Below are 20140 nucleotides of genomic sequence, written 5' to 3'. Positions count from 1 at the left end.
TCACCTCGTACACCCCCATGCCGGTGTACGTCCCCTGAGCACCCGAGCCATCGGGTTCGCCGTTCGAATCCCCGGACGGCGTCGTGCATCACTGCCACACAGAGGAGTTCGCCATGAAGAAGATCGTCGTGCGCAAGACCGGTGCCGTCCGCCTGACGTCCGCCGCGGCCTCTTGCTACTGCCCCGCCGCTGCCTGACCCGAGCCAAGCGAGCTGTGCGGCGGGAGTCCGACCCGCCGCACAGCCTCCTCCTGACAAGTCGACGCCAACAGGCCTTCCGGGTCAGAGAGTTGCGTGAGGCATGACCACACCGGCGTCCCCGCAGGCGTCGCCCCCCGATCTCGACCAGCCGCTGCGGCTGCACCCGCTGACCTACCTGGACGAGGGCGAGGAAGTCACCGTCGGCCGCGCCGACATCGACTCCTACGGCCTGTTCCCCCCTGACGGCGCTGCCCTGCTGCGCCGCCTGGAAGGAGGGGAGCCTCCCCGTGCCGCGGCCGCCTGGTACACCGAGCAGTACGGCGAGCAGGTCGACATGGCCGAGTTCATCGAGGTACTGGCCGAGCTGGAGCTGCTCGCCAAGGATGGCGAGAAGGTGGCCCAGCCGACGGGACCGGTGCGCTGGCAGCGTCTGGGACGCGCGGTGTTCTCCCCGGCCGCCTGGGTGGTGTACGGCCTGCTGGTGGCCGGCGCGGTGGCCGCCGTGATCCGCACACCGGCCCTCATGCCGCGCTACCAGAACGTGTTCTTCACACACTCCTCGCTGGTCGCGCTCATGCTCGGCATCGTCCTCGGCCAGGTCCCATGGATCTTGATGCACGAGGCCGCGCACGCGCTGGCGGGCCGACGACTGGGACTCAACTCCTCGCTCTCGATCAAACGCCGCTTCTACTACGTGGTGTTCGAGACCGCCCTGGACGGCCTGGTGAGCGTGCCCCGCCGCAGGCGATACCTGCCGATGCTGGCCGGACTGGTCGTGGACGTCGTGGTGACCAGCGGCCTGACTCTGGGAGCCGCCGCCCTGCACGACGCGTCCGGGACGGCCGGCCTGATCGGCCGGCTGCTCCTGTGCATGGCCTTCGTGGTCGTCATGCGGATCGCCTGGCAGTTCTACTTCTTCCTCCGCACCGACCTGTACTTCCTGGCGATCACCGTCCTGGGCTGCAACGACCTGCAGGCCACCGCCCGGCAGGTGATGCGCAACCGCGTGATGCGCGTGCTGCGCCGCCCCGGCTCCATGGTGGACGAGTCCACCTGGCGCGAACGTGACCACCAGATCGCCCGCTGGTACTCCTGGCTGATGGTGGCCGGGTACGGCTTCTTGACCCTCATCCTGTTCACCGTGGCGTTCCCCAGCGGCATACGGGTCACTGAGATGGCCATCCACAAGCTCACCCACGACTTCTCCGCCCTGAACGCGGCCGACGTCTTCACCTTCCTGGTCCTGAACTTCTTCGAACCCGTGATCGCCCTCTACCTGGCGATACGGGCCTGGCGCAGCCGCGACCGGACCAAGCGCGCAACCGCCCCCGCCGCCCCCGCCGCGTAAAGACAAGAGGAGACCGCACCCATGGAGCAGGCAACCCCCCGCCACCACTGGCTTTGCGGAGGCTCGCGCGACGACCGGGCGGCTGTCCTGCCGTCACTGGCGCTGCCCCAGGCCCTGGAGGACCCCGTCGACGCGCACCGTCGACTGCGCGGGCCCTACACGGCGGCGGGCACACTGGTCCGCGCGCTCACCCCGGCCGTCCTGCCGCGCGACAGCGAGCTGGTGCGCAGGCACGACATCGAAATACTCTCGGTGGCCCCCGAACTGAAGGAACAGGTCCCCAACTCGCGGGAAACCCTGACCTCGATGGCACTGCCCGCCGAACGGACCCGCTACTACGCCCGGCTGCGGACCAAGCGGATCGCCAACGGTCTCGTCGAGTTCGTACGCGACGCCTGGGACGACGACGCCCCGCGCAGCCTGGTGATCGAGAACGCCGAACACGCCGACGCCTCCGACCAGGAATTCCTCGCCGCACTGCTGCGCCGGGTCGACCCCGCCCGGCTGACCGTCGTGGTGTGCACCGGCGCCGCGCGGCAACCGGGAGCGCAACTCGCCGCCGCCCTGGCGCAGCACTGCTCACCGACCGAGGTGCCGCACGGCGCGGCCGAAGCGGCCCAGGCCGGTACGGGCACGGCCGGTACGGGCACGGCCGAAACGACCACGGCCGAAGCGGACCCGGCGGCCGCCGCCTGGGACTTCGTCCGCTCCGAGTGCCTCGACGACGGCCCCGGCGCAACCGGCCGGGCCGCATACGAGGCACTGACCGACGCACAGCGAGCCGCACTGCACGACCGACGCGCCGCCGAACTGACGGCGGCGAACGAGTTCACGCTGCGCCTGGGCGCCGTCCCGTACCACCTGGAACGCGGCGCGGACCCGCTCGGCACAGCGGTGCCCGCCCTCTGGGAAGCCGCCGACCACTGCATGGTGAACGGCTTCTACGACGCGGTGATCGAGCTGGCCCAGCGCGGCCACCTTCTGATCGAGGGCACGGACGACATCCGGCTGTGGTGGAAGTTCGGCAGGCCGCTCGGGCTCGCGCTGTCCCTGCTCGACCGCACCCAGGAGGCGGAACGCGTCTACGAACAGGCCCGGATCCTGTTCACCTCGCCGCAGGAGCAGATGGAGTGCGTCTACTCCATCGCCATGCTCTACACCCGCCACCACCCCATGGAACTGCGGGACGACCGCAAGGCGAAGGCACTGCTCAACGGCGCCATCGCCACCGCTTCGCTGCTTGAAGGACGCGTCGAACGAGCCTTCAAGAGCGCCTTCTACAAGAACGGCCGCGCACTGGTCGAAGTGCACCTCGGCGACCTCCGCGAGGGGCTGAGACTGGTCAACGAGTGCATCGAGGACCTGGACCGTAAACTGACACCGGACGAACACCGCCTGCACCGCTCGGTCCTGAAGAACAACCGCGCCCGCGTCTGCATCGGCCTGGGACGCTTCGACGACGCGCTCGCCGACTACGCCGTCGTCATCGAGCAGGACCCCAACCACGCCGAGCACTACCTCGAACGCGGCGACATCCTGCGCCGGCTCGGCCGCGACGAGGAGGCGCTGGCCGACTACACCCGAGCGCTGGAGTTGTCACCACCCTTCCCCGAGATCTACTACAACCGGGGCGACCTACGACTGGCGGACGGCGACGTCAAGGGCGCCATGGAGGACTTCAGCTACGTGATCGAGCTGGAGCCGGAGTTCCTCGAGGCATACATCAACCGTGCCGGACTCCACCTCGAACTGGGCGACCCGGACGCCGCGCTGCGCGACGCGGAGACAGGGCTGCGACTGGCCCCCGACTGCGCGCACCTGCACGCCGTGGTAGGCCACGTACTCGCCGAACGCGAGGACCACGCGGGCGCCGAGGCCGCCTACGACCGGGCCCTGAACGCCGATCCCGCACTGGTCAGCGCGTTGTGCGGACGCGCGACCGCCCGCTACGAGACCGGCCGCCGACAGGCGGCGCTGGAGGACCTGTCCCGTGCGGTGGAACTCGAACCCGACGACCCGGCGCTCCTCTACAACCGGGCCTTCCTCCGCCGGGAGACCGGCGCCGTGAAGGACGCGCTGGACGACCTCGAACTGGCCTCCACCCTGGCCCCGGACGACGAGGAGATCGCCGCGGCACTCACCGACTGCCGCCATGCGGCAGCGGCCGCATGACGCCCGCGCAGGGGGGCGCCGCCGCCGGGGCCGTCACCACGGCACGAGCCTCGGCCGGCCCCCCGGCGCAGCCGCCGCGCCAAGCGGGCACACCGCACCGGGCCCTGCGCAACACCCTCGGCCGCTACGCCACCGGTGTCGCGGTCGTCACCGCCCGCTCCCCGAACGGCCTGCCGGTCGCCATGACGATCAACTCCTTCACCGCCGTCTCCCTCGACCCGCCCCTGATCCTGTGGTGCCTGGCGGTGCGCTCGGCCAGAGGCGCGGCGTTCACCGCCGCCACGCACTTCGCCGTACACGTACTCACAGCCTCCCAGCACCAGCTGGCGACCCGCTTCGCCGGCCCGGCCGAACAGACCCACGACCTGCCGATGACCACCGGCCCCCACAGACTGCCGCTCCTGCCCGACACCGCCGCCACCCTCATCTGCCGTCAGACCGGCCTCTTCACCGCCGGAGACCACACCGTCCTCCTGGCCGAAGTCGAGTCCCACACCGCAGCCCCGGGCCAGACCCTGCTCTTCGCCGACGGCGCCTTCCACCCAGGGCCGTCCACCGGCAACGGGCGGGTGTGTCCAGTAGACGGCTGATCCTGGTCGTTGAGTCATCACCGGTCGGTGGCAGGGCGAGGCGGCCGTCGAAGGCGATCTGGAAGATGCTGCCGTCTGGTATGCCGATCCAGGGATCGGGTCATCGCCGGCTACCCAGACCAGGTCCGGGGCCAGGTGGCCTTTGGGTCGCGGCGCGTGAAGCCATTCCACCGTGGGCTCGCCCCCTCCTCGATCCGGCCCCGCGCATCAGGCGCTCGGCCCGCTTGCGGCCGACGTGGACGTTCTGGCGTATGAGGGCGGCGTGCACACGTGGTGAGCCATAGGTCCCGTTCGAGTCGGCGTGGATCTCCTTGTTCTGCTCGGCGGGGTGGTGTTGTCAGGCCGTGGCGCGGACGATCAGGGTTTTGATGTGACCGGGCTCGGGGGCGTCGAGAAGCTGTGCCTCGGCGGTGGCGAACCCGGACCGGGTCAGCAGGCGTTCCCACACCGCGGGTTTGTAGCTGTACCGGTAGGTGAACATGGCCTTCCCGGCGAAGCCGCCCTTGTACATGCCCTGCGGGCCGTATGCGCCCGGAATGGCCGGTGGCTGGGAGAACACGAAGACACCCCTCGGATTGAGCCGGGCCCGCACGAGCGGGAAGAGGCGGCCGGGGTCGGCGAACCAGGCCGCGCCGAAGATCGAGTAGATCGCATCGTAGGTGTCCTCGCGTGACGCGAGGTGTTCCAGGACGTCGCCGTGGTGGAATATCACCCCGTCCCATTTCTGCCGGGTCTTCTCGACCATGACCGCAGAGAGGTCGACACCTTGCGCCTTGACTCCACGGTCGGCGAGATAGGCCAGGGCCCGACCGGTGCCGCAACCGATCTCCAGCACGGTCGACGGATCGCCCAGGAGCTCGGGGCCGGGGCCGTGTCCGGCGTACTGAGTCCAGCAGAACGTCGGCTCGAAGTCGTCCTTGAAGGCCGACCTGGCGTACGTGTCCCACAGCTCGGTCTCGGCGGCGATGTCGTGAGGTACAGGCATGGAGTCCTTCGTCGGCGGCATGGACGGTACCCCGCCCTCGAAGCGAGAGCAGGGACACCGTATCGAGATCAGTGGCTGTCGGGGACCTTGTTGTCGCACGGTGAGCACTCCGTGCCGTCGATGGCCCACAGCTCTTCGTCGATGGCCCAGCCCTGGGACTTCAGGAAGTCGCCGGTGCGCAGGCACAGGCCGTCGTTGCGGCGTTCGACGAAGGGCGCGTGGTGTTTGAACCTGCCGCCGTTGTAGCGGCGGCAGATGCCCCACCAGACGGGGGTGTCGAGGATGAGCTGGTGAACGCCGATGTCGACGAGCCTGCCGACGCCCAGGTGCACGTCGGGGTTCTCGATGGAGCCCACGACGTACGGCATTGCCGAGGATCCGTTCGGCCATGTCACGCACCATGGTGTGATCCCGCAACAGCAGCGCGACCTCGCGGTCCCACAGGCTCATGCCGGAGTCGAACACGTTGATGGTCAGCGTGCGTGTGGCTGGGTTTTGTCTGGCGGGTCGTACGGTGGGTTGCTCTTCGGGTGCGGGGGTGTTGTCGCCGCCGTCGGTGTCGCGCTCTTTTGCGCCTACGGGCCGCCGCATCCTCGGCCCTGGGGGGCCTGCGGTGCGACGGCGGGGGGTTCGCGTGGGCGGGCGGCTGCGGGCCTGCGAGGGGTTTGATGGATCAGCGTGGCTGAGACCGGTGCGGGGTTGCTGGAGCAACACGTGGCGGGTGCTTGTGCACCTTCAGGCACGTCGTGGCGTGCTTTCGTCGGCTGAGGGCGGGGGAGGGGGCGTGGGCTTTCGTCGACCGGTGGTACTGGGCTGCGGTGCTGGCGCTTGGCGGGTGGCCCGTCAGGAGGTGTCGCGCGCCTGCTTCCCGGGCCCCGGTGTGTGGGAGGAGCGGCCGCCGACCACAGCCTGTACCACTGCTATAGAGGGCGCCGAGGCCATCGCCCACCTGAACTGCGAAAACCCTTCCAGGACCCAGTTCTGAGGAACTGCCACCCAGTTCTGTCGAACGTGCACCCAGTTCCTGAGAGCTGAGTGCCCAGTTCCCAGGAACTGAGTAGATTGACTTCACGTTCATGAGGTCCTCGCCGGTTTCCTGCTGCGACGGCAGTGCTCTGCGATGGGACATTCCGCGACGCGCGTCGGGAAGCGCAGTTCATGAACGCTGTGCTCATGTACGCTGAGTTCATCTAGTCGGCCTGAGAGCCGTCGTTCATGCATGCAGAGGCAATCCCTGTCCATGGAGGGCCTGTTGGGGGCAGCACGCAGACTGGTCGACGCTGACACGGGCGAGCTCATCCTCTATGCGCCCTACGCCTTCTCCGGCGCTCACATCCAGGTCGACAAGGCCCGCGTCGCAGCGATCACCGAGAGCAAGGAATTCACCCCGAGCCAGAAGTTCCTGGTCCTGTGGTGGATCGGCATCTCCCCTGAAGGCATGGCACCGCTCAGAGCGACCGGCGCGGACATCGCCAAGAAGGTCGGCATGACCACTGACGCCGTCGGCAAGATCAACCGTAAGCTCTTCGAGCGCCGCATCCTGATCGAGCGCGGCCGCATCGGCAACTACCGGCTCTACCGGATCAGCCCTTACATTGCGTTCCACGGATCCGGGGCCGAACAGCGGGAAGCCATCAAGACCTGCAACCCGCCGGACATCCCCGGCTTCGACAACAACACCCCTACGCGGTGGGAGGCCCAGTGAACAACGACGACAAGCGCAGACTCCTGGACGTCCTGCACCGTACCGCCGGAATGACTGCCAACCAGCGCCTCATCGTCATGCTCTACGCGATGCACCCCACCGACCGCGCCGGAGCCGTCATCGAGACCGCCACCGACCTGGCCAAGCTCGTCGGCATGTCCCCGACCGTCTTCTCCCGCACTCGCCGCCAGGTCATCGAAGCCGGCTGGTTGGAGGAGACGGAACGCCTCGCACACATCAGCTACTACCGCCTCAGCGCCAAGAGCACAGGCGAGGACACCGTCGTCCCGCTGCGCCGTGCGACCTGAACGTTTCTGCAGGGTGCTGCTCATGTACGTGGATGAGCAGCGGTTCCAGGGCAGTTGTTCATCGACTTCACGTACATGAGTTCCGGCCCTCGTGGTACTGCCGGTCGGGACGCGCTCAGGAACACTCCGGCTGTGTCGGGTCTCGCGTCTGGGGCGGGGGTGGCTGGTGCCCGCTGGATTCGGTGTCGATTTCCCGGCCGACGGACCACCGCGGGACTTTGATGGTCACGGTGCCTGGTGGTGAGTACCAGTACAGTGCGCCGCGTCCGTACAGCCCGCGGATGCTGTCGCAGCCCCGCTTGTAGTCGATCCAGCCACGGACGCCGAGTTCACGTAGCACGGTGAGGATGCGTTGCAGGTCGTCGAGGTCGCGGTAGTCGCGGGTGTAGACGCAGGCGCGGGTGAAGTCCCTGAGGACTTTGGACTGTGTGCCGAGGTAGCCCTCGATCGTGGCGCCCCGGATCCGCTCCCACATGTCCTGGTCGATGCCCTTGGGCATCCATTTCCCGGTGACTGGGTTGCCGTATGTGTCGACGCCTTCGTCGAGGTGTTCGGGTGCGTGGACGTGGTCGGTCCAGCCCAGGCTCTGCGGGGGTGGAACGGTCAGTCGTCCGTCGAGGACTCCCGGCCCGGGGGAGTAGCTCAGCGTGCCCGCTTCAGTACGTCTGAACCTTCCCCTTGATCGTGGACGCCTGGAGACTGGGACGTGAGGTTCCAGAGGAAGTAGCACCAGGTGGGAAACAAGTACACGAAGCGGTACACCGAGGAGTTCAAGCGGGACGCGATCGCGCTCGTCGACTCCTCGGGCAAGACGGTCACCGCTGTCGCCCGGGAGCTCGGCATCAGCTCGGAGTCCCTGCGCGGCTGGTACCGCCAGGCCAAGGCGGATCGGGGCGAGGGCGCCCCGGGTGAAGCTCTCCCGTGGCCGTGGACAGCGGGTGTTTACGCTGCGGGGGTGAGGTCGTGTTGCAACCGGGCTCGGGTTTCGAGTGGGGTGATGTACCCGAACTCGGGGTGCTGGCGAAGTCTGCTGCGGTTGTACTCGACCTCGATGAAGCGGAAGACGTCGGCGCGGACCTCGGCCCGGGTCGCCCACACGCTGGTGCCGATCTCAGCTTTCAGCACGGCAAACCAGCTTTCCGCGGCGGCATTATCGTAACAGGAGCCGACACGGCCCATGGATTGCCTCATGCCCAACTTCCGTACCTCCTTACGGAATTCGTCACTCGTGTATTCCGAGCCGCGGTCGGTGTGCATGATGCAGCCCGGTTCCAGGGCGCCCCGGCTCGCGGCCATCCGCAGGGCCGCCACCGGCAGCTCGGCCCGGTGGTGGTCCGCGACCGCCCAGCCGATCACCTCGCGCGTCGCCAGATCGATGCAGGTCGCCAGGTAGATCTTGCCCTCGGCGGTGACCAACTCGGTCATGTCGCCGACCAGCCGCATGCCCGGCCGCGGTGCGGTGAAGTCCCGCCGGATCAGGTCGGCGGCGAAGACCGCCCGCTTCGCCTGCCGGGTCAGCCCGCCCCGCCGGCGCCGGGTGATCCCGACGATGCGATGCACCCGCATCAGCCGCTCGACCCGCTTCACGTTGACCACCCGCCCGGCCCGGCGCAGGGCGGCATGGATCCGCGGGGCGCCATAGGCACCCCGCGACCCTGCATGCAACACCCTTATCTGGCCCACGAGTTCGTCCTCATCACGCTGTCGCACCCGCCGAGCGGGCCTGGTCGCCTGCCAGGCGTAGTACGCCGAGCGGGACACCCCCAGCACCCGGCACAGGAACGCCACCGGACGGCCGCCCGGGTTGGTCTCGGACGCCTTCTCCGCGTCGATGAACGTGTAGCGCGCGGCTACCTCGTCTTCTGCTGTGCGAAGAAGGCGGTCGCTTTTCCCAGCACCTCGATCGTGGCCTCCTGCTCACGGACCTTCCGGCGCAGGCGCGTGAGTTCCTCGCGCTCGGCCGTGGTCAGCGCCCCGGCCGGACCCTCGCCCCGGTCGATCTTCGCCTGCTTCACCCAGTTCCGCAGGCCCTCCGGGCTCACCCCCAAGTCCCGGGCGACCTCGGTGACGGTCTTCTCCGACGACAGCGCCAGCGCGACCGCGTCCCGCTTGAACTCAGCAGAGTACCGCTTGCTCGTATTGCTCTTCTTGCTCACTACCTGTGACTGCTTCCTCCGGGATGTACCGTCCCAGTATCAGACTGTCCAGGTCACAGGGGGAGCTTCAGGAGTAGAACTCGCCCCGGAAGCGTGACAGTTCCGCCAACGGATCTCGCCGGGCATCGTGATGCAGCAGACTCATCCTTACGGCCTTCGTACTGGACGTGTGTGTTCCTTGGTCGGAGCACATGTTCAGACGAAGGCCGCTTCCACGTACGGCAGTTACCGGACCGAGTGATCAAGTACGACGCGCCGTTCGACGGCACACGTTAAAGATCAAGCTAGTGGCCCATTCGGATCAGTTGAGTACGCTGACGCACTCGCCCGTGTACCAGCCGCCGTTCTGGTTGCTGTATCCGCACCACGAGCCGGCGCTGACGTTGGCGTACGGCGCGTAGGTCAGGACGTAGGTGTTGCCCCCGGTCGCCCAGAACTTCCCGGTGTCTCTTACCACGCTCCCGTACGGGTTCTTGATCTGCATGTCGGCCCAGCCGGACGAGCTGTAGTGGGTGGCGTTGTACATCGTGCTGACATACGTGTGGCTCCCGTTGACGGTGAAGCAGACGTTGCCGTTGCAGCCGCCCGCGGTGTCGGGCCGCACAACCCCGGACTCCTTGAAGAGCTGGAGCACCCCGTCCGCGGTCCGGACCTGCTTGACCAGGACGGCCCCGGAGTGGGTGGACGCGGTGGGCGTGGCGGCCGAGGCGCTGGTCGCGCCGACCGTGCCCAGCGCCGCGAGGGCCGCGGCGACCACCGCCCCGCGGGTCGCGATCCTGGCCCGGCGCGAAGCATTCTTGAGAGTGTTCACGTGATCCTCCGTAGTGACAGAGATGACGACGTACTGCCGGCTTGTGGAGCAGTGAACCGGACTGCGATGCCTACGTTCGTGCAGGTCAGTCGGTTCGCTGCCTATCCTCTCCGTCGGCTGTGCCGCTCGGCCACGACGTTCACCTGTCATTGACCTGACACTCCCGTCGGCGCGGAGTTAGGCTCATGTGCGCTCTGAGCCCGACCAGCGGGGCGGCGGGTGGCACACGGGGGACTGGGGGAACGTGTGGGGTCTGTGGTGTTTGCCGCGCTGCTTCGGGAGCGGCGTCTGTGTCTGGGGTGGAGCCAGGACGAGCTCGCGGAGCGCTCGGGGGTGTCGGCACGTTCCATCAGCGCGCTGGAGGCAGGGCGGCGCCGTCCCCGGATGTCCTCCGTGGTCCAACTCGCCGACGCCCTCGGCGTCGATGCCAGTACCCGTACCCGGTGGCTGCGGGCGGCACGGGACACGGCCCCACAGATCGCCGCCGTCCCCGACGACGACCCGTCGGGCACCGGGTCAGCTGCGCCCCCTGGGCTGACCGTGCCGCAGCAGCTGCCGGCCGCTGTAAGGCACTTCACCGGGCGCACCCGGGAGCTCAAGGAGCTCGCCGCGCTGATGGCCGGTCAACTGCCCAGCTGTGGCGCGGTGGTGATCTCGGCGATCGCCGGGACCGCCGGGGTGGGGAAGACGTCCTTGGCCGTGCACTTCGCCCACCGGGTGGCCCGCCACTTCCCCGACGGGCAGCTCTTCGCGAACCTGCGCGGCTTCGATCCGGGCGGGCCCCCGACGGACGCCGCCGGGGTGGCGCGGGGCTTCCTGGACGCGCTGGGGGTGCCGTCCGTCCGCATCCCGGCCGACCCGGAGCGCCAACTCGCGCTCTACCGCAGCCGACTGGCCGGCACCCGGACCCTGATCGTGCTCGACAACGCCCGCGAGGCGGAGCAGGTCCGGCCACTGCTGCCCGGCTCGGACACCTGCCTGGTGCTGGTCACCAGCAGGAACCGGCTGCCCGGGCTGGTCGCCCTGGACGGCGCCGTCCCGCTCCCGCTCGACGTGCTCCCCCGCGAGGAGGCACGCGAACTGCTGGTCCGCCGACTGGGCGCCGAGCAGGTCTTGGGAGACCCGGACGCGACCGACGAGCTGATCGAGTTATGCGCCCGGCTGCCACTGGCCCTCAACATCGCCGCCGCGCACGCGGCCGACCACCCCGGCACCCCGCTGGGCGTCTGGACCGGCCAACTGCGCGACAACCGCGCCCGTCTGGACCTGCTGTCGGCGGGCGACGACCACGCGGACGTTCGGGCAGTGTTCTCCTGGTCCTACCGCGCCCTGGCCCCGCAGGCCGCCCGGCTGTTCCGCCTGCTCGGTCTGCACCCGGGCCCGGACATCAGCGCGGCCGCCGCCGCGAGCCTCGCCGGACTGCCGCTCCCGCAGACCCGCCGCCTCCTGGACGATCTCCACCTGGCCCATCTGATCACCGCGCCGGACCGGAAACGGTACACCTTCCACGACCTGCTGCGCGCCTACGCCACCGAGCAGTCGGCCACCCACGACTCCCCGCAGCAGCAGGCCGAGGCGACGCTGCGGATGCTGGACCACTACCTCCACACCGCCTCCCGCGCCGGCTCCCTCGCCTATACCCACGACAGTTCCTGGCCCCCGCTCGACCTCGCCGAACCGGCCGCCGGAGTGACTCCCGAGGCCCTCGCCGACCGCCGGCAGGCGCTGGACTGGTACCGGGAGGAGCAGCCGACGCTGGAGCAACTCGTCGCCCGAGCCTACCAGTTGCAGTTCGACGGACATGCCTGGCAGCTCGCCGGCGCGCAGGTGTCCTACCTGCTCAAATCGGGCCTGTGGCAGCAGTGGCAGCGAGTCGGCGAAACCGCTCTGGCCGCAGCCGAACGCACCGCGGACCTCGCCCGGCAGGCCCACGCGCACCGCTGGCTCGGCCAGGTGCACCGCTCCCATGGCCGGCTGGCCCAGGCCCATGACGAACTGCGGCTCGCCCTCGGCCTGTTCGTCGCCCTCGGCGACCGGGAACGCCAGGGCAGGACCCGGCTCGACATCGCCATCACCCACGGCGAGGAACGCGCCTACGCCGAAGCGGTGGCCGAGTCCGAGCGGGCGCTGGAGCTGTTCGAGGCCGTCGAGGACCCGTCCGGCCAGGCCCTCTCGCTCAACAGCATCGGCTGGTACCTGACCGTCCTCGGAGAGCCCCGGGCGGCACTTCCGTACTGTCGGCGCGCGCTCGAGCTCTCCCGCGCCGACGGCAACCTCCCCGCCCAATCCTCCATTCTCGACAGCATCGGTTACATCCACCACCACCTCGGCGAGTACGAGGAGGCGCTGCCCGCCTACCGCGGGTCCCTGAGGCTGCGTCAGGTGATCGGTGACTACTTCCTCCAAGCCGAGATCCACACCCACCTCGGCGACACCCACCTCGCCCTCGGTGACACTGAGGCCGCCCGCCGGGCCTGGACCGAAAGCCTCGCCATCCTCGACCGGCTTCAACACCGCGACGCCGAAGCCGTCCGCGCCCGCCTGGACAGCCTCGCCCCGTAAGGACTGGACTGGCCCGGCGGGCGTAGGCCAGCTCAGTCGGCCGACTCCCGCTCGCGGCGGCGACCAGGGCGGTGGCCGCGGCGATGGCGACGAGGGAGGGAGGCGGCACCCTGACGAGTTTCCTCCGGCTGGAGCGCCGGGCGGGGCGGGCGGCGTGGCGTGCATGAAGGCTCCGTCGGGAGTGGGGAAAGAGGCAGGCGCGGGACAGCCAGAGGCTGGCCCGGGCCGGATCAGGCCGTCAGGACGTACGGGGAGGGGCGGTTTCGGACCCGCGGGTGTTGCGTCACATGCCCTGCGCGTGCCGGGTGCTGGTGCCGAGGAGTTCATGGATGAGCTGTTCGGTGTCGTCCTCGAGCGGGCATTTGTAGGTGAACCGGCCCGGGTTCGGTAGAGATCTCAGATTGTGGTGGTGACCTGGGGTTTCGTGAGTTCCGTGTAGTAGTTGGCTTCGTATTCGACCGGCGGGACGTGGCCTATCTCACCGTGGAGCCGCCGGTGGTTGTACTAGTCGATCCACTCGGCGGTGGCCAGCTCGACCTGGGAGAGCGTCTTCCAGGGCTGTCGAGGCTTGATCAGCTCGGTTTTGTAGAGGCCCACCGTCGATTCCATCAGGGCGTTGACGCTCCTATAGTTGTCAACTCGCCGCGGGGGCCCGGTTCGGGGCAGGTCGGATGAGGTGGTAGACCTCGCGGATCACGTAGCGTTTGAGGCAGCGGATGATCTCGCGTTTCGTCCTGCCCTCGGCGGTCCGGCGGGCGACGTAGTCGATCGTGGGCTGATGGAACCGCATGCGGACGATGACGGTGCGATAGATCGCGGCGTTGAGCTGGCGATGGCCGCCGTGGTTGATGCGGTGCCTGCCGCTGGTCATTCCAGAACCGGTGGGCACGGGCGCGATGCCCGCGAGTTTGGCCAGCGCGGCCTCGGACTTGATCCGCTCGGGGTTGTCACCGACCACGACGAGGATCTCCGCGGCTGTGTCCACGCCGATGCCGAACGGTTCGAGCAACTGTGGAGCGGCTCGGTGCACCAGGCCGTCGATCAACTTCGTCAGCTCTTTGGCCTCGTCGTTCAGATACTGCTAGCGCCTGGCCAGGGTGCGCAGGGCATGGCGGAGGGCGTCTGCCGGCTCTTCGAGTTGGCGAGGACGTAGGCCGGCCAGGTGTCGGGCCAGAGCGATCTGTGTCTTCCCGGCGGTCTCGCGCCGCAGGTCATCGGGCGCGTGGACGAGCATCGCCTTCATCGTGACCATCGCGGCCGTGCGCTGTTCGACAGCCTGGTCATGGGCGATCTTGAGTTGCCGGATCATCTCGGCCTCACCGGCAGCTGTCTTGGGAGTGGCCGTGGCGAATCCGGCGAGCACTGCGGGGGCGGTGTTCTCGGCGTCCAGAGTGTCGGACTTGCCGTTCATCCTCCGTTTACCGCCGGTCCGGGCGGCCGGCCTCGACCACCTTGTGACCGGCCCGGCGCAGGAACGAGGTCAGCGTGGCGCCGTAGGAGCCGGTGCCCTCGATGCCGAATGCAAGGACCTTGCCGAACGAGGAGGCCCAGTTGAGGAGTTGCTGGAACCCGCCAGTGTCCGTGGGGATCGTCAAGGTCGCCAGGATGCCGCCGATGGTGTCCATGACTGCCGCGACGTGTACGTGCTTGTGGGTGTCGACGCCGATCACCACATGCCCGGACCTGGTCTGTCCACTGTCGTTCACGATGTTCCTTCCGGCCGCTAGCGTGGGATGCACGCTGTCGCCGGTCGGGCGGACAGGACTGTCACGGGGACGCTTTGCCGAGGTGGCTCCAGGCTCCTATCAGGTCACGTCCGGCCGGCGGCAGCGCTTGCTGCGTGCCCGGCCGGACGGTCGACAGATCAATCGAGTCTCCACTTCACCCGGGGCGGTTCAGTATCGCTTTGGCGTTGTGTCAGGTCAGTCATGTTTGTTTTGTGGCGCTCTTAGTGCGTTGTGGCAAAGGGAGTCCCTGTTCGATGAACAGGGACTTCTTCGTGTGCGGGGCATGATCGCGGAGGCGTAGGGGCAGGCAGCGGACGGTTTGTTGTGGATCGAGGAGGTCGCGATGCCGTCGGTGCTGGGGTTGATGGAACAGCGTGAGGCGCGGGCGAGGCAGGATCTGGAGTCCTGGACGGAGGTTCTGGAGCAGGCTCAGGCCGAGGTGGATGCCGCGCGGGAGCGAGTCGAGCGGGCCCGCGTGGGGCGTGAGGAGCTCGTGTCGGTGCTGGCCGGGGAGAGCCCGGTGAATACGCCGGTTTCCGTGCCGTCCGGTGGTGAGATGGCTGCCGTCGTGGGATCGGGCGGCCCCGGCGCGGGGCACGGCGAGCGGCCGCCGGTGTGGCGGTCGGGCATGGGCGAGGAGGTGCTCAGCGGCCTGTATCGGGAGGTGTTCGCCGCGGTGATGACCGCTTCGGGGCCGATGAACGGGGTGGAGCTGACGCGGGCGGTGGGCCGCGAAGCAGAGATCAAGAACGAGGTGGAAAAGATCCGGCACCGTGCCTACGTGCTGGAGAAGCGGGGCTGGCTGGTGCGGGCGAAGGACGGACGGTTCATGCCCGCGCCCGGAGCAGTCGGCCGGGACGCTTCTCCGGCCAGCGCGGAGCGTCCCCGGCGAGGCGCCGGGACAGCCTGATCACGGCGGCCCACCACACCATCTGAGCGTGGTGGTCGAGGCGGCGTTCGTGGTCGCGGTTGAGGCGGCGTGAGCGGGAGAGCCAGCTCAGCGTGCGCTCCACCACCCACCTGCGGGCCAGTACGACAAATCCGCGCCTGCCGTCGGAGCGGCGCACGACCTCGACGCGCACCCCGTGACGGGCGAACGCCTCGGCCAGTGCGGGGCCCTGGTAGGCGCTGTCGACCCACACCAGCTTCAGCAGCCGGCCCGGCTGGTCCATGAACGTCTCCAGCAGCGCGGGGGCGGCCTTGGAGTCGTGCACATCGGCCGTCGTCACGGTCACCTCCAGGAGCAGGCCCTCGGTATCGGTCAGGATGTGACGCTTGCGCCCGTCGCGTGACTTGCCGCCGTCGTATCCGCGACTGTCCTCACCGACGGTCTCGGAGGCGTCCACCGACTGACTGTCGATGACTCCCGCACTGGGCTCAGTGTTGCGGCCTGAGCGTTCCCTCGCCGTGCGGCGCAGGCGTTCGTGCAGTTCACGCACGTAGCCGCAGGCCCGCCAGCGGCGGAAGAAGTCGTAGACCGCCCGCCAGTACGGGAAGTCGACCGGCATGGCCATCCACTTCACGCCGTTGTCGACCAGGTAGCGCACAGCGTCGAGTATCTCGCGGTGGCAGTACGCCTCCGGACGCCCGCCCCGCTTCAGGAGCCAGGCCGGCACCGGCATCGCGGAGCGGACCTCGGCCCACTCCGCATCCGTCATGTCACTCGGATAGCAGCCTGCCCGCCGTCCCGGAGCGATCGAACCGAACCTGTGCACGTAGCAGTCACACCCAGGGGTGACCGCAGTAGACGCAGCCACAGTGGTGCTGCTCAACTGATCAGGCAACGGGCTTCCTTGGTCGTGCTGGTGTCGTAACCGCGTCACTACCAAGGGGCCCGTTCTCTCATGCCCGCGACCGCACCCGAACCTCAGTCCAGACGACCACCCGCTGCCGCTCGAACAAGATCCGGTTTGCCACAACGCACTGAGAGCTTGTCTGCCGCGCCAGCAGGGCGGCAAGGGACTCCGGGCTCGCATTGCTCTGCTGGACCCCGAGAGCGATGCGCTGGCGAAGCGGGCGGCCGAAATCGGGGAGTCTGCTGAGTCTTTGGCCGGTGGCGTTCGGCTGGCTGAAGCGCGACTGCGGGAACTGGCCGAAGTAGGCGACGTCGGCGTGTGGCGGTACAGGATGGTGCCCACTTGGCGAGTCATCCGCACGGACTCCATCATGTTCGTCGGCGCCTTCGATGCTGGCCGGGAAGGCCATGAGTCGGCGCTGTACAAGGTGATGGAGACCCCGCATGGCCCCCTGTTCCGAGGGTTCCGGCGGATGTTTCAGACGGTCATCGATGGCGCGGAGCGTGTGATCTGAGAGGGGATTCGCTGGTGATCGAGGCGGAGTTGAAGGCCCGCGTGCACGCGCCCGAGGCGGTCATGCGGAAGCTGGATCAGCTGGCTGTGGCTCGTGTTGAGGTGTACCGGGACACGTACTACGACCGGCCGGACGGATCGCTTGAGAAGGCGGGTGAGGAGTTGCGGGTTCGTACTGTGCATGGGGCGGACGGCACTCGCACGGTTCTCACGTACAAGGGGGCGGCCGTCGATGAGGAGTCCGGGTCAAAGCCCGAGCACGAGACCGGTGTCGAGGACGCGGAAGCGGCTCACGCCATCCTGCGCGGTCTCGGCCATGTCGCATACATCGCGTTCGAGAAGCGGTGCCGTAACTACAGCTTCGAGGCCCGTGGTCGGCGGATGCTTGCCACCCTTGTGCGTGTGCCGGAGATCGACGGCACGTTTCTTGAGGTCGAGACCCTCGTTCCCGGTGGCGAGGTGAGTTCGGCTCTAGATGACATCCGCGCCGTTCTCGCCGGTCTCGGCATCGACTCCGAGGACCTGACGAGGCAGACGTACACCGGCGCGGTGGCCGCGCAGCGCGGGTAACCCTGGCCATGACGAGAGTCCTCTCTCACCCGGAGGGGAGGGGAGATGGGGGCGGCTCAGGGCACGGCCCGCGAAGGACTGTGAGTCTCGGCGGAGATGGAAGCCGCAATTGTGGTAGAGAGGCCCGGGCCGAGCCGAGAATGGCGGCCTGTCAGTAGGGGAGTGACCGGTTTGTCCCGCCGCACCGAGTACTACGACGACCCTGACGGCCCTACGCCGAACAGCATGGTGGTGGCGGCCTCGGCCGTGGTCACTGACGACCAGGGTCGCATTCTGCTTCAACGCCGACGCGACAACGAGGTGTGGGCGCTGCCTGGCGGCGGTATGGAGATGACGGACTCACTCCCGGGCACGGCGGTGCGCGAGGTCAAGGAAGAAACCGGCCTGGACGTGGAGGTGACTGGCCTCGTCGGCACCTATTCGGACCCACGGCACGTCATCGCCTACTCGGACGGCGAAGTGCGGCGTCAGTTCAACATCTGCTTTCGCGCCCGAGTCGTCGGGGGCCGACTCGCTATTTCTGATGAGTCCACTGAGCTGCGTTGGGTGGCCCCTTCGGAGCTGGAGACCCTGCCTATGCATCACACGCAGAGGCTCCGGCTTCAGCACGAGCTGGAGGACCGGATGATGCCGTATTTGGGGTGACCCTGGATCGGCTTGCGCTGACGTGGCGCGACGAGGGTGCTGTGACCGGTTGGTGTGGCGGCGAGTGGACCCGCCCGGTCATCGCATCGAGGGTGCCGTGACTTCGCACGCTCGGCGGCGCCCCCTGGCCGGTCGTGCTGCGAAGCCGCAATGGGTGAGGGTGACGCGGTCACGGGATCAGCGGATCGCAGCAGGTGGCCTGTGATCTGTCGGGGCTCGGTTTGTTCTGTTCTGCCGGAATGAATCGGTTTACTTGGTGCTACCGGATGCGTGGTGTGGCAAGGCTCGTCGAGGGGCTGGCTTCACGGATGCGGATGTCCTGTGCAGAAGGGGTGTGGCGTCGTCCGAGGAGATGTGGGCTGGGAGGTCAGCCTGTTGTCGTGGATGGTGGGAGGTTGGCGAGTTGGGCGGTGAAGCGGGCTCGTCGTCGTTGTGTGAGGCTGGCTGGGTCGTTGGCCTGGATCTCGGGTACTGACATGACAGCGGCCGCGATCCTGCCTTGGGTGAGTAGGGGGTGCAGTTGATATCGGCCGTCGTCGAGTCTCCATGCGAGTCCGCATGCGCGTAGTTCTTTGAAGGCGCGGTTCACCGTGGGTTTGCTGGCTCCCAGCGCTGCGCACATTTCGTTCTGGCTGATCTCGGCGGTGCCGTTGTGTTCGTCGTTGAGTGCGAGCAGTACGTCGAGTACGCGGCGGGCGGCGAGGGAGATGTCGACGAGAGCGAGCAGCTGTAGAACCTCGCGGGAGATGACCACCGGCTCATTGCTGGGCGGGCCGGGGACGAATGGGCCACTCACGAAGGCTCACCGCTTTCGATCGCATCGACGTCTTGCACCGAGGATATGCACTTGAGGTTCATGCGCTTGCCTGGCGAGACCGTGGCTTTCGGTGATGCAGTGTGACGACCTTGTCCTGGCGTCGGGCCGTCTCGATGCGTTTCTTCTCTGCTGCTCGCATGGTGCGCCATTCGGCCGGATAGTCCGGTGCGGGGATGATGCATGCGGGTCCGTCAGCTTCGTTCCACATCTGCTGCCACTTCGTCTGCTCGCCCGAGGTGCCGGCCACTGTGAGCCAGGGGTTCAACTGAAGGATCCCGCGCTTTGCGCTGCGTATCCAGCCGATGTGCATGAAGAACTGGCTCGCCTCGTTCACTGAGGCTGCGGACAGGGCGCAGCGCGCCTGGAGGTCGCGCTGGGTCATCCGGACGAAGCCACGGGGCGCGGTGCGTTTATCCACGTCTGTGCGGGTCCCGTTCTGTGCAGCGACGAGCTTGCACCACACCTGGAACCAGGAGCCGGGCATCTTCAGTCCTCCGAGCGCGTCCATGAGGAGTCGTGCGTCCAGCACGTATCCGTTGCACTCGGCGCTTGTGGCGAACTCTCTTCCCTGGATCTTCTCCACGCCCAGGATCAGACCGCCTTTGCCGTCCGATCGCGCCACAACGCGTTCGCCCTGTCGGACGATCGGTAGATGGCTCATGGGGATCCCTTCCTGAGGAAGATCGACAGGATGCCTGAACGGTAGCACTGGGTGAACCGGCTTGTTCTGGAACGTCAGAACGATCAGCCCGCTTGTCATGGTGACGTCTCGTCAGGTTGGGGTGTTGTTTGTTCTGGATTTCTAGAACGCTGTGGGAGCGTTTGTTCTGGATTCTCAGAACAAACGCTTCGGTGTTTCGGCAGGTCAGTGGTGTTTTTGCTCGGGGTGCTCTTGTATGTCACTAGAGTCTTCCGGCCGATATGATGAGCTGTCAGCTATGTCGGCCGGTCTGTCCTGGCTCAACTCCGTCAAAGTATCGGGCCGTTTCACTCCAAGGAGTGAAACGGCGGCTGGGTGTCGATGCGTTTCCGCGAAGGCCGCGGAGCGGACTTCGGGTTCAGACCGCGGAGCGGGCTGAACCCTGCCCCGGAGGGGCAGGTGATGTCCCGTCACGAAGTGACGGGACATCGATTCCCGGGCTCCGCCCGGGAATCGGGGGTTGCGCCCCGAAGGGGCGCGGTTGACGCCTGCGGCGCAGCCGCAGCGCTCCGCCGCTCCGCAGGAGCGCGGCGCG

At 68.0% G+C, this 20140-nt stretch carries 21 protein-coding genes and 3 pseudogenes; 11 read left to right on the top strand and 13 right to left on the bottom strand.

The features are described 5' to 3' along the window. Nucleotides 1-300: 300 nt before the first annotated feature. The 3 genes from OFY01_RS16665 to OFY01_RS16655 are packed head-to-tail and all read left to right on the top strand — an operon-like array spanning nucleotide 301 to nucleotide 4310. Nucleotides 301-1548: a hypothetical protein gene (locus tag OFY01_RS16665; RefSeq protein ID WP_266600659.1), complete on the top strand. Its 1248-nt coding sequence runs from the start codon at nucleotides 301-303 to the stop codon at nucleotides 1546-1548. A 21-nt stretch (nucleotides 1549-1569) separates the two neighbouring features. Then, nucleotides 1570-3720: a tetratricopeptide repeat protein gene (locus OFY01_RS16660; RefSeq protein ID WP_266600657.1), complete on the top strand. Its 2151-nt coding sequence runs from the start codon at nucleotides 1570-1572 to the stop codon at nucleotides 3718-3720. After that, a complete protein-coding gene (locus OFY01_RS16655; RefSeq protein WP_266600655.1) occupies nucleotides 3717-4310 on the top strand; it encodes a flavin reductase family protein in 594 nt (197 codons plus the stop codon). Before OFY01_RS16660 ends, OFY01_RS16655 begins: the two co-directional genes overlap by 4 nt. Nucleotides 4311-4497: 187 nt before the next feature. On the opposite strand, the pseudogene OFY01_RS16650 reads toward OFY01_RS16655, so the two are convergent. The 3 genes and pseudogenes from OFY01_RS16650 to OFY01_RS16640 form a co-directional block, all read right to left on the bottom strand. Further along, nucleotides 4498-4632, bottom strand: a pseudogene (locus OFY01_RS16650) (IS3 family transposase); the annotation flags it as partial. 15 nt (nucleotides 4633-4647) lie between these two features. Continuing rightward, nucleotides 4648-5295, bottom strand: coding sequence for a class I SAM-dependent DNA methyltransferase (locus OFY01_RS16645; RefSeq protein ID WP_266600653.1), 648 nt, complete (start codon nucleotides 5293-5295; stop codon nucleotides 4648-4650). A gap of 68 nt (nucleotides 5296-5363) precedes the next feature. Then, nucleotides 5364-5787, bottom strand: a pseudogene (locus OFY01_RS16640) (hypothetical protein); the annotation flags it as partial. Between the two features lie 760 nt (nucleotides 5788-6547). Here OFY01_RS16640 and OFY01_RS16635 point away from each other — a divergent pair. Next, the gene (locus OFY01_RS16635; RefSeq protein WP_266600717.1) at nucleotides 6548-7000 is read left to right on the top strand and encodes a MarR family transcriptional regulator; all 453 of its coding nucleotides are present in this window, start codon (nucleotides 6548-6550) and stop codon (nucleotides 6998-7000) included. Then, the gene (locus OFY01_RS16630) at nucleotides 6997-7308 is read left to right on the top strand and encodes a cyclic nucleotide-binding domain-containing protein (RefSeq protein WP_266600651.1); all 312 of its coding nucleotides are present in this window, start codon (nucleotides 6997-6999) and stop codon (nucleotides 7306-7308) included. Before OFY01_RS16635 ends, OFY01_RS16630 begins: the two co-directional genes overlap by 4 nt. Nucleotides 7309-7423: 115 nt before the next feature. Here OFY01_RS16630 and OFY01_RS16625 read toward each other — a convergent pair whose 3' ends face one another. Then, nucleotides 7424-8038 carry a putative phosphothreonine lyase domain-containing protein gene (locus OFY01_RS16625; RefSeq protein WP_266600649.1) on the bottom strand — a complete coding sequence of 205 codons (615 nt, stop codon included), beginning with the start codon at nucleotides 8036-8038 and terminating at the stop codon, nucleotides 7424-7426. 3 nt (nucleotides 8039-8041) lie between these two features. Between OFY01_RS16625 and OFY01_RS32585 the strand changes: the two are divergent. After that, nucleotides 8042-8194: pseudogene (locus OFY01_RS32585) on the top strand (transposase); the annotation flags it as partial. Nucleotides 8195-8250: 56 nt separating this feature from the next. Here the strand turns inward: OFY01_RS32585 and OFY01_RS16620 are convergent. The 3 genes from OFY01_RS16620 to OFY01_RS16610 all read right to left on the bottom strand — a co-directional run bounded on the left by OFY01_RS16620 (nucleotide 8251) and on the right by OFY01_RS16610 (nucleotide 10275). Continuing rightward, entirely contained in the window at nucleotides 8251-9141 is an 891-nt protein-coding gene (locus OFY01_RS16620) for an IS3 family transposase (protein WP_266600715.1), read from the bottom strand. A gap of 17 nt (nucleotides 9142-9158) precedes the next feature. Continuing rightward, the gene (locus tag OFY01_RS16615) at nucleotides 9159-9464 is read right to left on the bottom strand and encodes a transposase (protein WP_266600647.1); all 306 of its coding nucleotides are present in this window, start codon (nucleotides 9462-9464) and stop codon (nucleotides 9159-9161) included. A 301-nt stretch (nucleotides 9465-9765) separates the two neighbouring features. Beyond that, the gene (locus OFY01_RS16610; protein WP_266600645.1) at nucleotides 9766-10275 is read right to left on the bottom strand and encodes a hypothetical protein; all 510 of its coding nucleotides are present in this window, start codon (nucleotides 10273-10275) and stop codon (nucleotides 9766-9768) included. A 219-nt stretch (nucleotides 10276-10494) separates the two neighbouring features. Here OFY01_RS16610 and OFY01_RS16605 point away from each other — a divergent pair, with 219 nt between their 5' ends. After that, nucleotides 10495-12837: an ATP-binding protein gene (locus OFY01_RS16605; RefSeq protein WP_323135521.1), complete on the top strand. Its 2343-nt coding sequence runs from the start codon at nucleotides 10495-10497 to the stop codon at nucleotides 12835-12837. A gap of 634 nt (nucleotides 12838-13471) precedes the next feature. Here the strand turns inward: OFY01_RS16605 and OFY01_RS16600 are convergent. Genes OFY01_RS16600 through OFY01_RS16590 form a run of 3 tightly spaced genes read right to left on the bottom strand, consistent with a single transcriptional unit; the run spans nucleotide 13472 to nucleotide 14543 of the window. Then, entirely contained in the window at nucleotides 13472-13882 is a 411-nt protein-coding gene (locus tag OFY01_RS16600) for a transposase (protein ID WP_266600643.1), read from the bottom strand. Nucleotides 13883-13918: 36 nt separating this feature from the next. After that, nucleotides 13919-14248: a hypothetical protein gene (locus OFY01_RS16595; protein WP_266600641.1), complete on the bottom strand. Its 330-nt coding sequence runs from the start codon at nucleotides 14246-14248 to the stop codon at nucleotides 13919-13921. A gap of 7 nt (nucleotides 14249-14255) precedes the next feature. Beyond that, a complete protein-coding gene (locus OFY01_RS16590; RefSeq protein WP_266600639.1) occupies nucleotides 14256-14543 on the bottom strand; it encodes an IS110 family transposase in 288 nt (95 codons plus the stop codon). A gap of 364 nt (nucleotides 14544-14907) precedes the next feature. Here OFY01_RS16590 and OFY01_RS16585 point away from each other — a divergent pair, with 364 nt between their 5' ends. Further along, a complete protein-coding gene (locus tag OFY01_RS16585) occupies nucleotides 14908-15474 on the top strand; it encodes a BAR domain-containing protein (protein ID WP_266600637.1) in 567 nt (188 codons plus the stop codon). On the opposite strand, the gene OFY01_RS16580 is transcribed toward OFY01_RS16585, so the two are convergent. Beyond that, nucleotides 15392-16222: an IS5 family transposase gene (locus OFY01_RS16580; protein ID WP_266600635.1), complete on the bottom strand. Its 831-nt coding sequence runs from the start codon at nucleotides 16220-16222 to the stop codon at nucleotides 15392-15394. The genes OFY01_RS16585 and OFY01_RS16580 overlap by 83 nt on opposite strands. Nucleotides 16223-16730: 508 nt before the next feature. Here OFY01_RS16580 and OFY01_RS16575 point away from each other — a divergent pair. From OFY01_RS16575 to OFY01_RS16565, 3 genes are all read left to right on the top strand, one after another. Then, entirely contained in the window at nucleotides 16731-16874 is a 144-nt protein-coding gene (locus OFY01_RS16575; protein WP_266600633.1) for a hypothetical protein, read from the top strand. A 14-nt stretch (nucleotides 16875-16888) separates the two neighbouring features. Beyond that, the gene (gene cyaB, locus OFY01_RS16570) at nucleotides 16889-17443 is read left to right on the top strand and encodes a class IV adenylate cyclase (RefSeq protein WP_266600631.1); all 555 of its coding nucleotides are present in this window, start codon (nucleotides 16889-16891) and stop codon (nucleotides 17441-17443) included. Nucleotides 17444-17668: 225 nt separating this feature from the next. Further along, nucleotides 17669-18088, top strand: coding sequence for an NUDIX domain-containing protein (locus OFY01_RS16565; RefSeq protein WP_266600711.1), 420 nt, complete (start codon nucleotides 17669-17671; stop codon nucleotides 18086-18088). A 367-nt stretch (nucleotides 18089-18455) separates the two neighbouring features. Here the strand turns inward: OFY01_RS16565 and OFY01_RS16560 are convergent, their stop codons facing one another. Together OFY01_RS16560 and OFY01_RS16555 are read right to left on the bottom strand one after the other, a co-directional pair. After that, nucleotides 18456-18884, bottom strand: a complete 429-nt coding sequence (locus OFY01_RS16560) for a MarR family transcriptional regulator (protein ID WP_266600629.1) — start codon at nucleotides 18882-18884, stop codon at nucleotides 18456-18458. 58 nt (nucleotides 18885-18942) lie between these two features. Further along, nucleotides 18943-19665 (bottom strand): hypothetical protein, encoded by a 723-nt coding sequence (locus OFY01_RS16555; protein WP_266600627.1) that lies wholly within the window; start codon nucleotides 19663-19665, stop codon nucleotides 18943-18945. Nucleotides 19666-20140 lie beyond the last annotated feature (475 nt).

It is taken from the genome of Streptomyces beihaiensis, assembly GCF_026274175.1.
Lineage (GTDB): Bacteria > Actinomycetota > Actinomycetes > Streptomycetales > Streptomycetaceae > Streptomyces > Streptomyces beihaiensis.
Note: the sequence above shows the minus strand (reverse complement) of the source record. Positions and strands in the feature narration are given on the sequence as shown.

Coding starts and splice junctions, on each gene's coding strand:
- OFY01_RS16665 (WP_266600659.1), top strand. CDS start 301: ATGACCACACCGGCGTCCCCGCAGGCGTCGCCCCCCGATCTCGACCAG.
- OFY01_RS16660 (WP_266600657.1), top strand. CDS start 1,570: ATGGAGCAGGCAACCCCCCGCCACCACTGGCTTTGCGGAGGCTCGCGC.
- OFY01_RS16655 (WP_266600655.1), top strand. CDS start 3,717: ATGACGCCCGCGCAGGGGGGCGCCGCCGCCGGGGCCGTCACCACGGCA.
- OFY01_RS16645 (WP_266600653.1), bottom strand. CDS start 5,295: ATGCCTGTACCTCACGACATCGCCGCCGAGACCGAGCTGTGGGACACG.
- OFY01_RS16595 (WP_266600641.1), bottom strand. CDS start 14,248: ATGAACGGCAAGTCCGACACTCTGGACGCCGAGAACACCGCCCCCGCA.
- OFY01_RS16585 (WP_266600637.1), top strand. CDS start 14,908: ATGCCGTCGGTGCTGGGGTTGATGGAACAGCGTGAGGCGCGGGCGAGG.
- OFY01_RS16580 (WP_266600635.1), bottom strand. CDS start 16,222: ATGACGGATGCGGAGTGGGCCGAGGTCCGCTCCGCGATGCCGGTGCCG.
- OFY01_RS16575 (WP_266600633.1), top strand. CDS start 16,731: ATGTTCGTCGGCGCCTTCGATGCTGGCCGGGAAGGCCATGAGTCGGCG.
- OFY01_RS16565 (WP_266600711.1), top strand. CDS start 17,669: ATGGTGGTGGCGGCCTCGGCCGTGGTCACTGACGACCAGGGTCGCATT.
- OFY01_RS16555 (WP_266600627.1), bottom strand. CDS start 19,665: ATGACAAGCGGGCTGATCGTTCTGACGTTCCAGAACAAGCCGGTTCAC.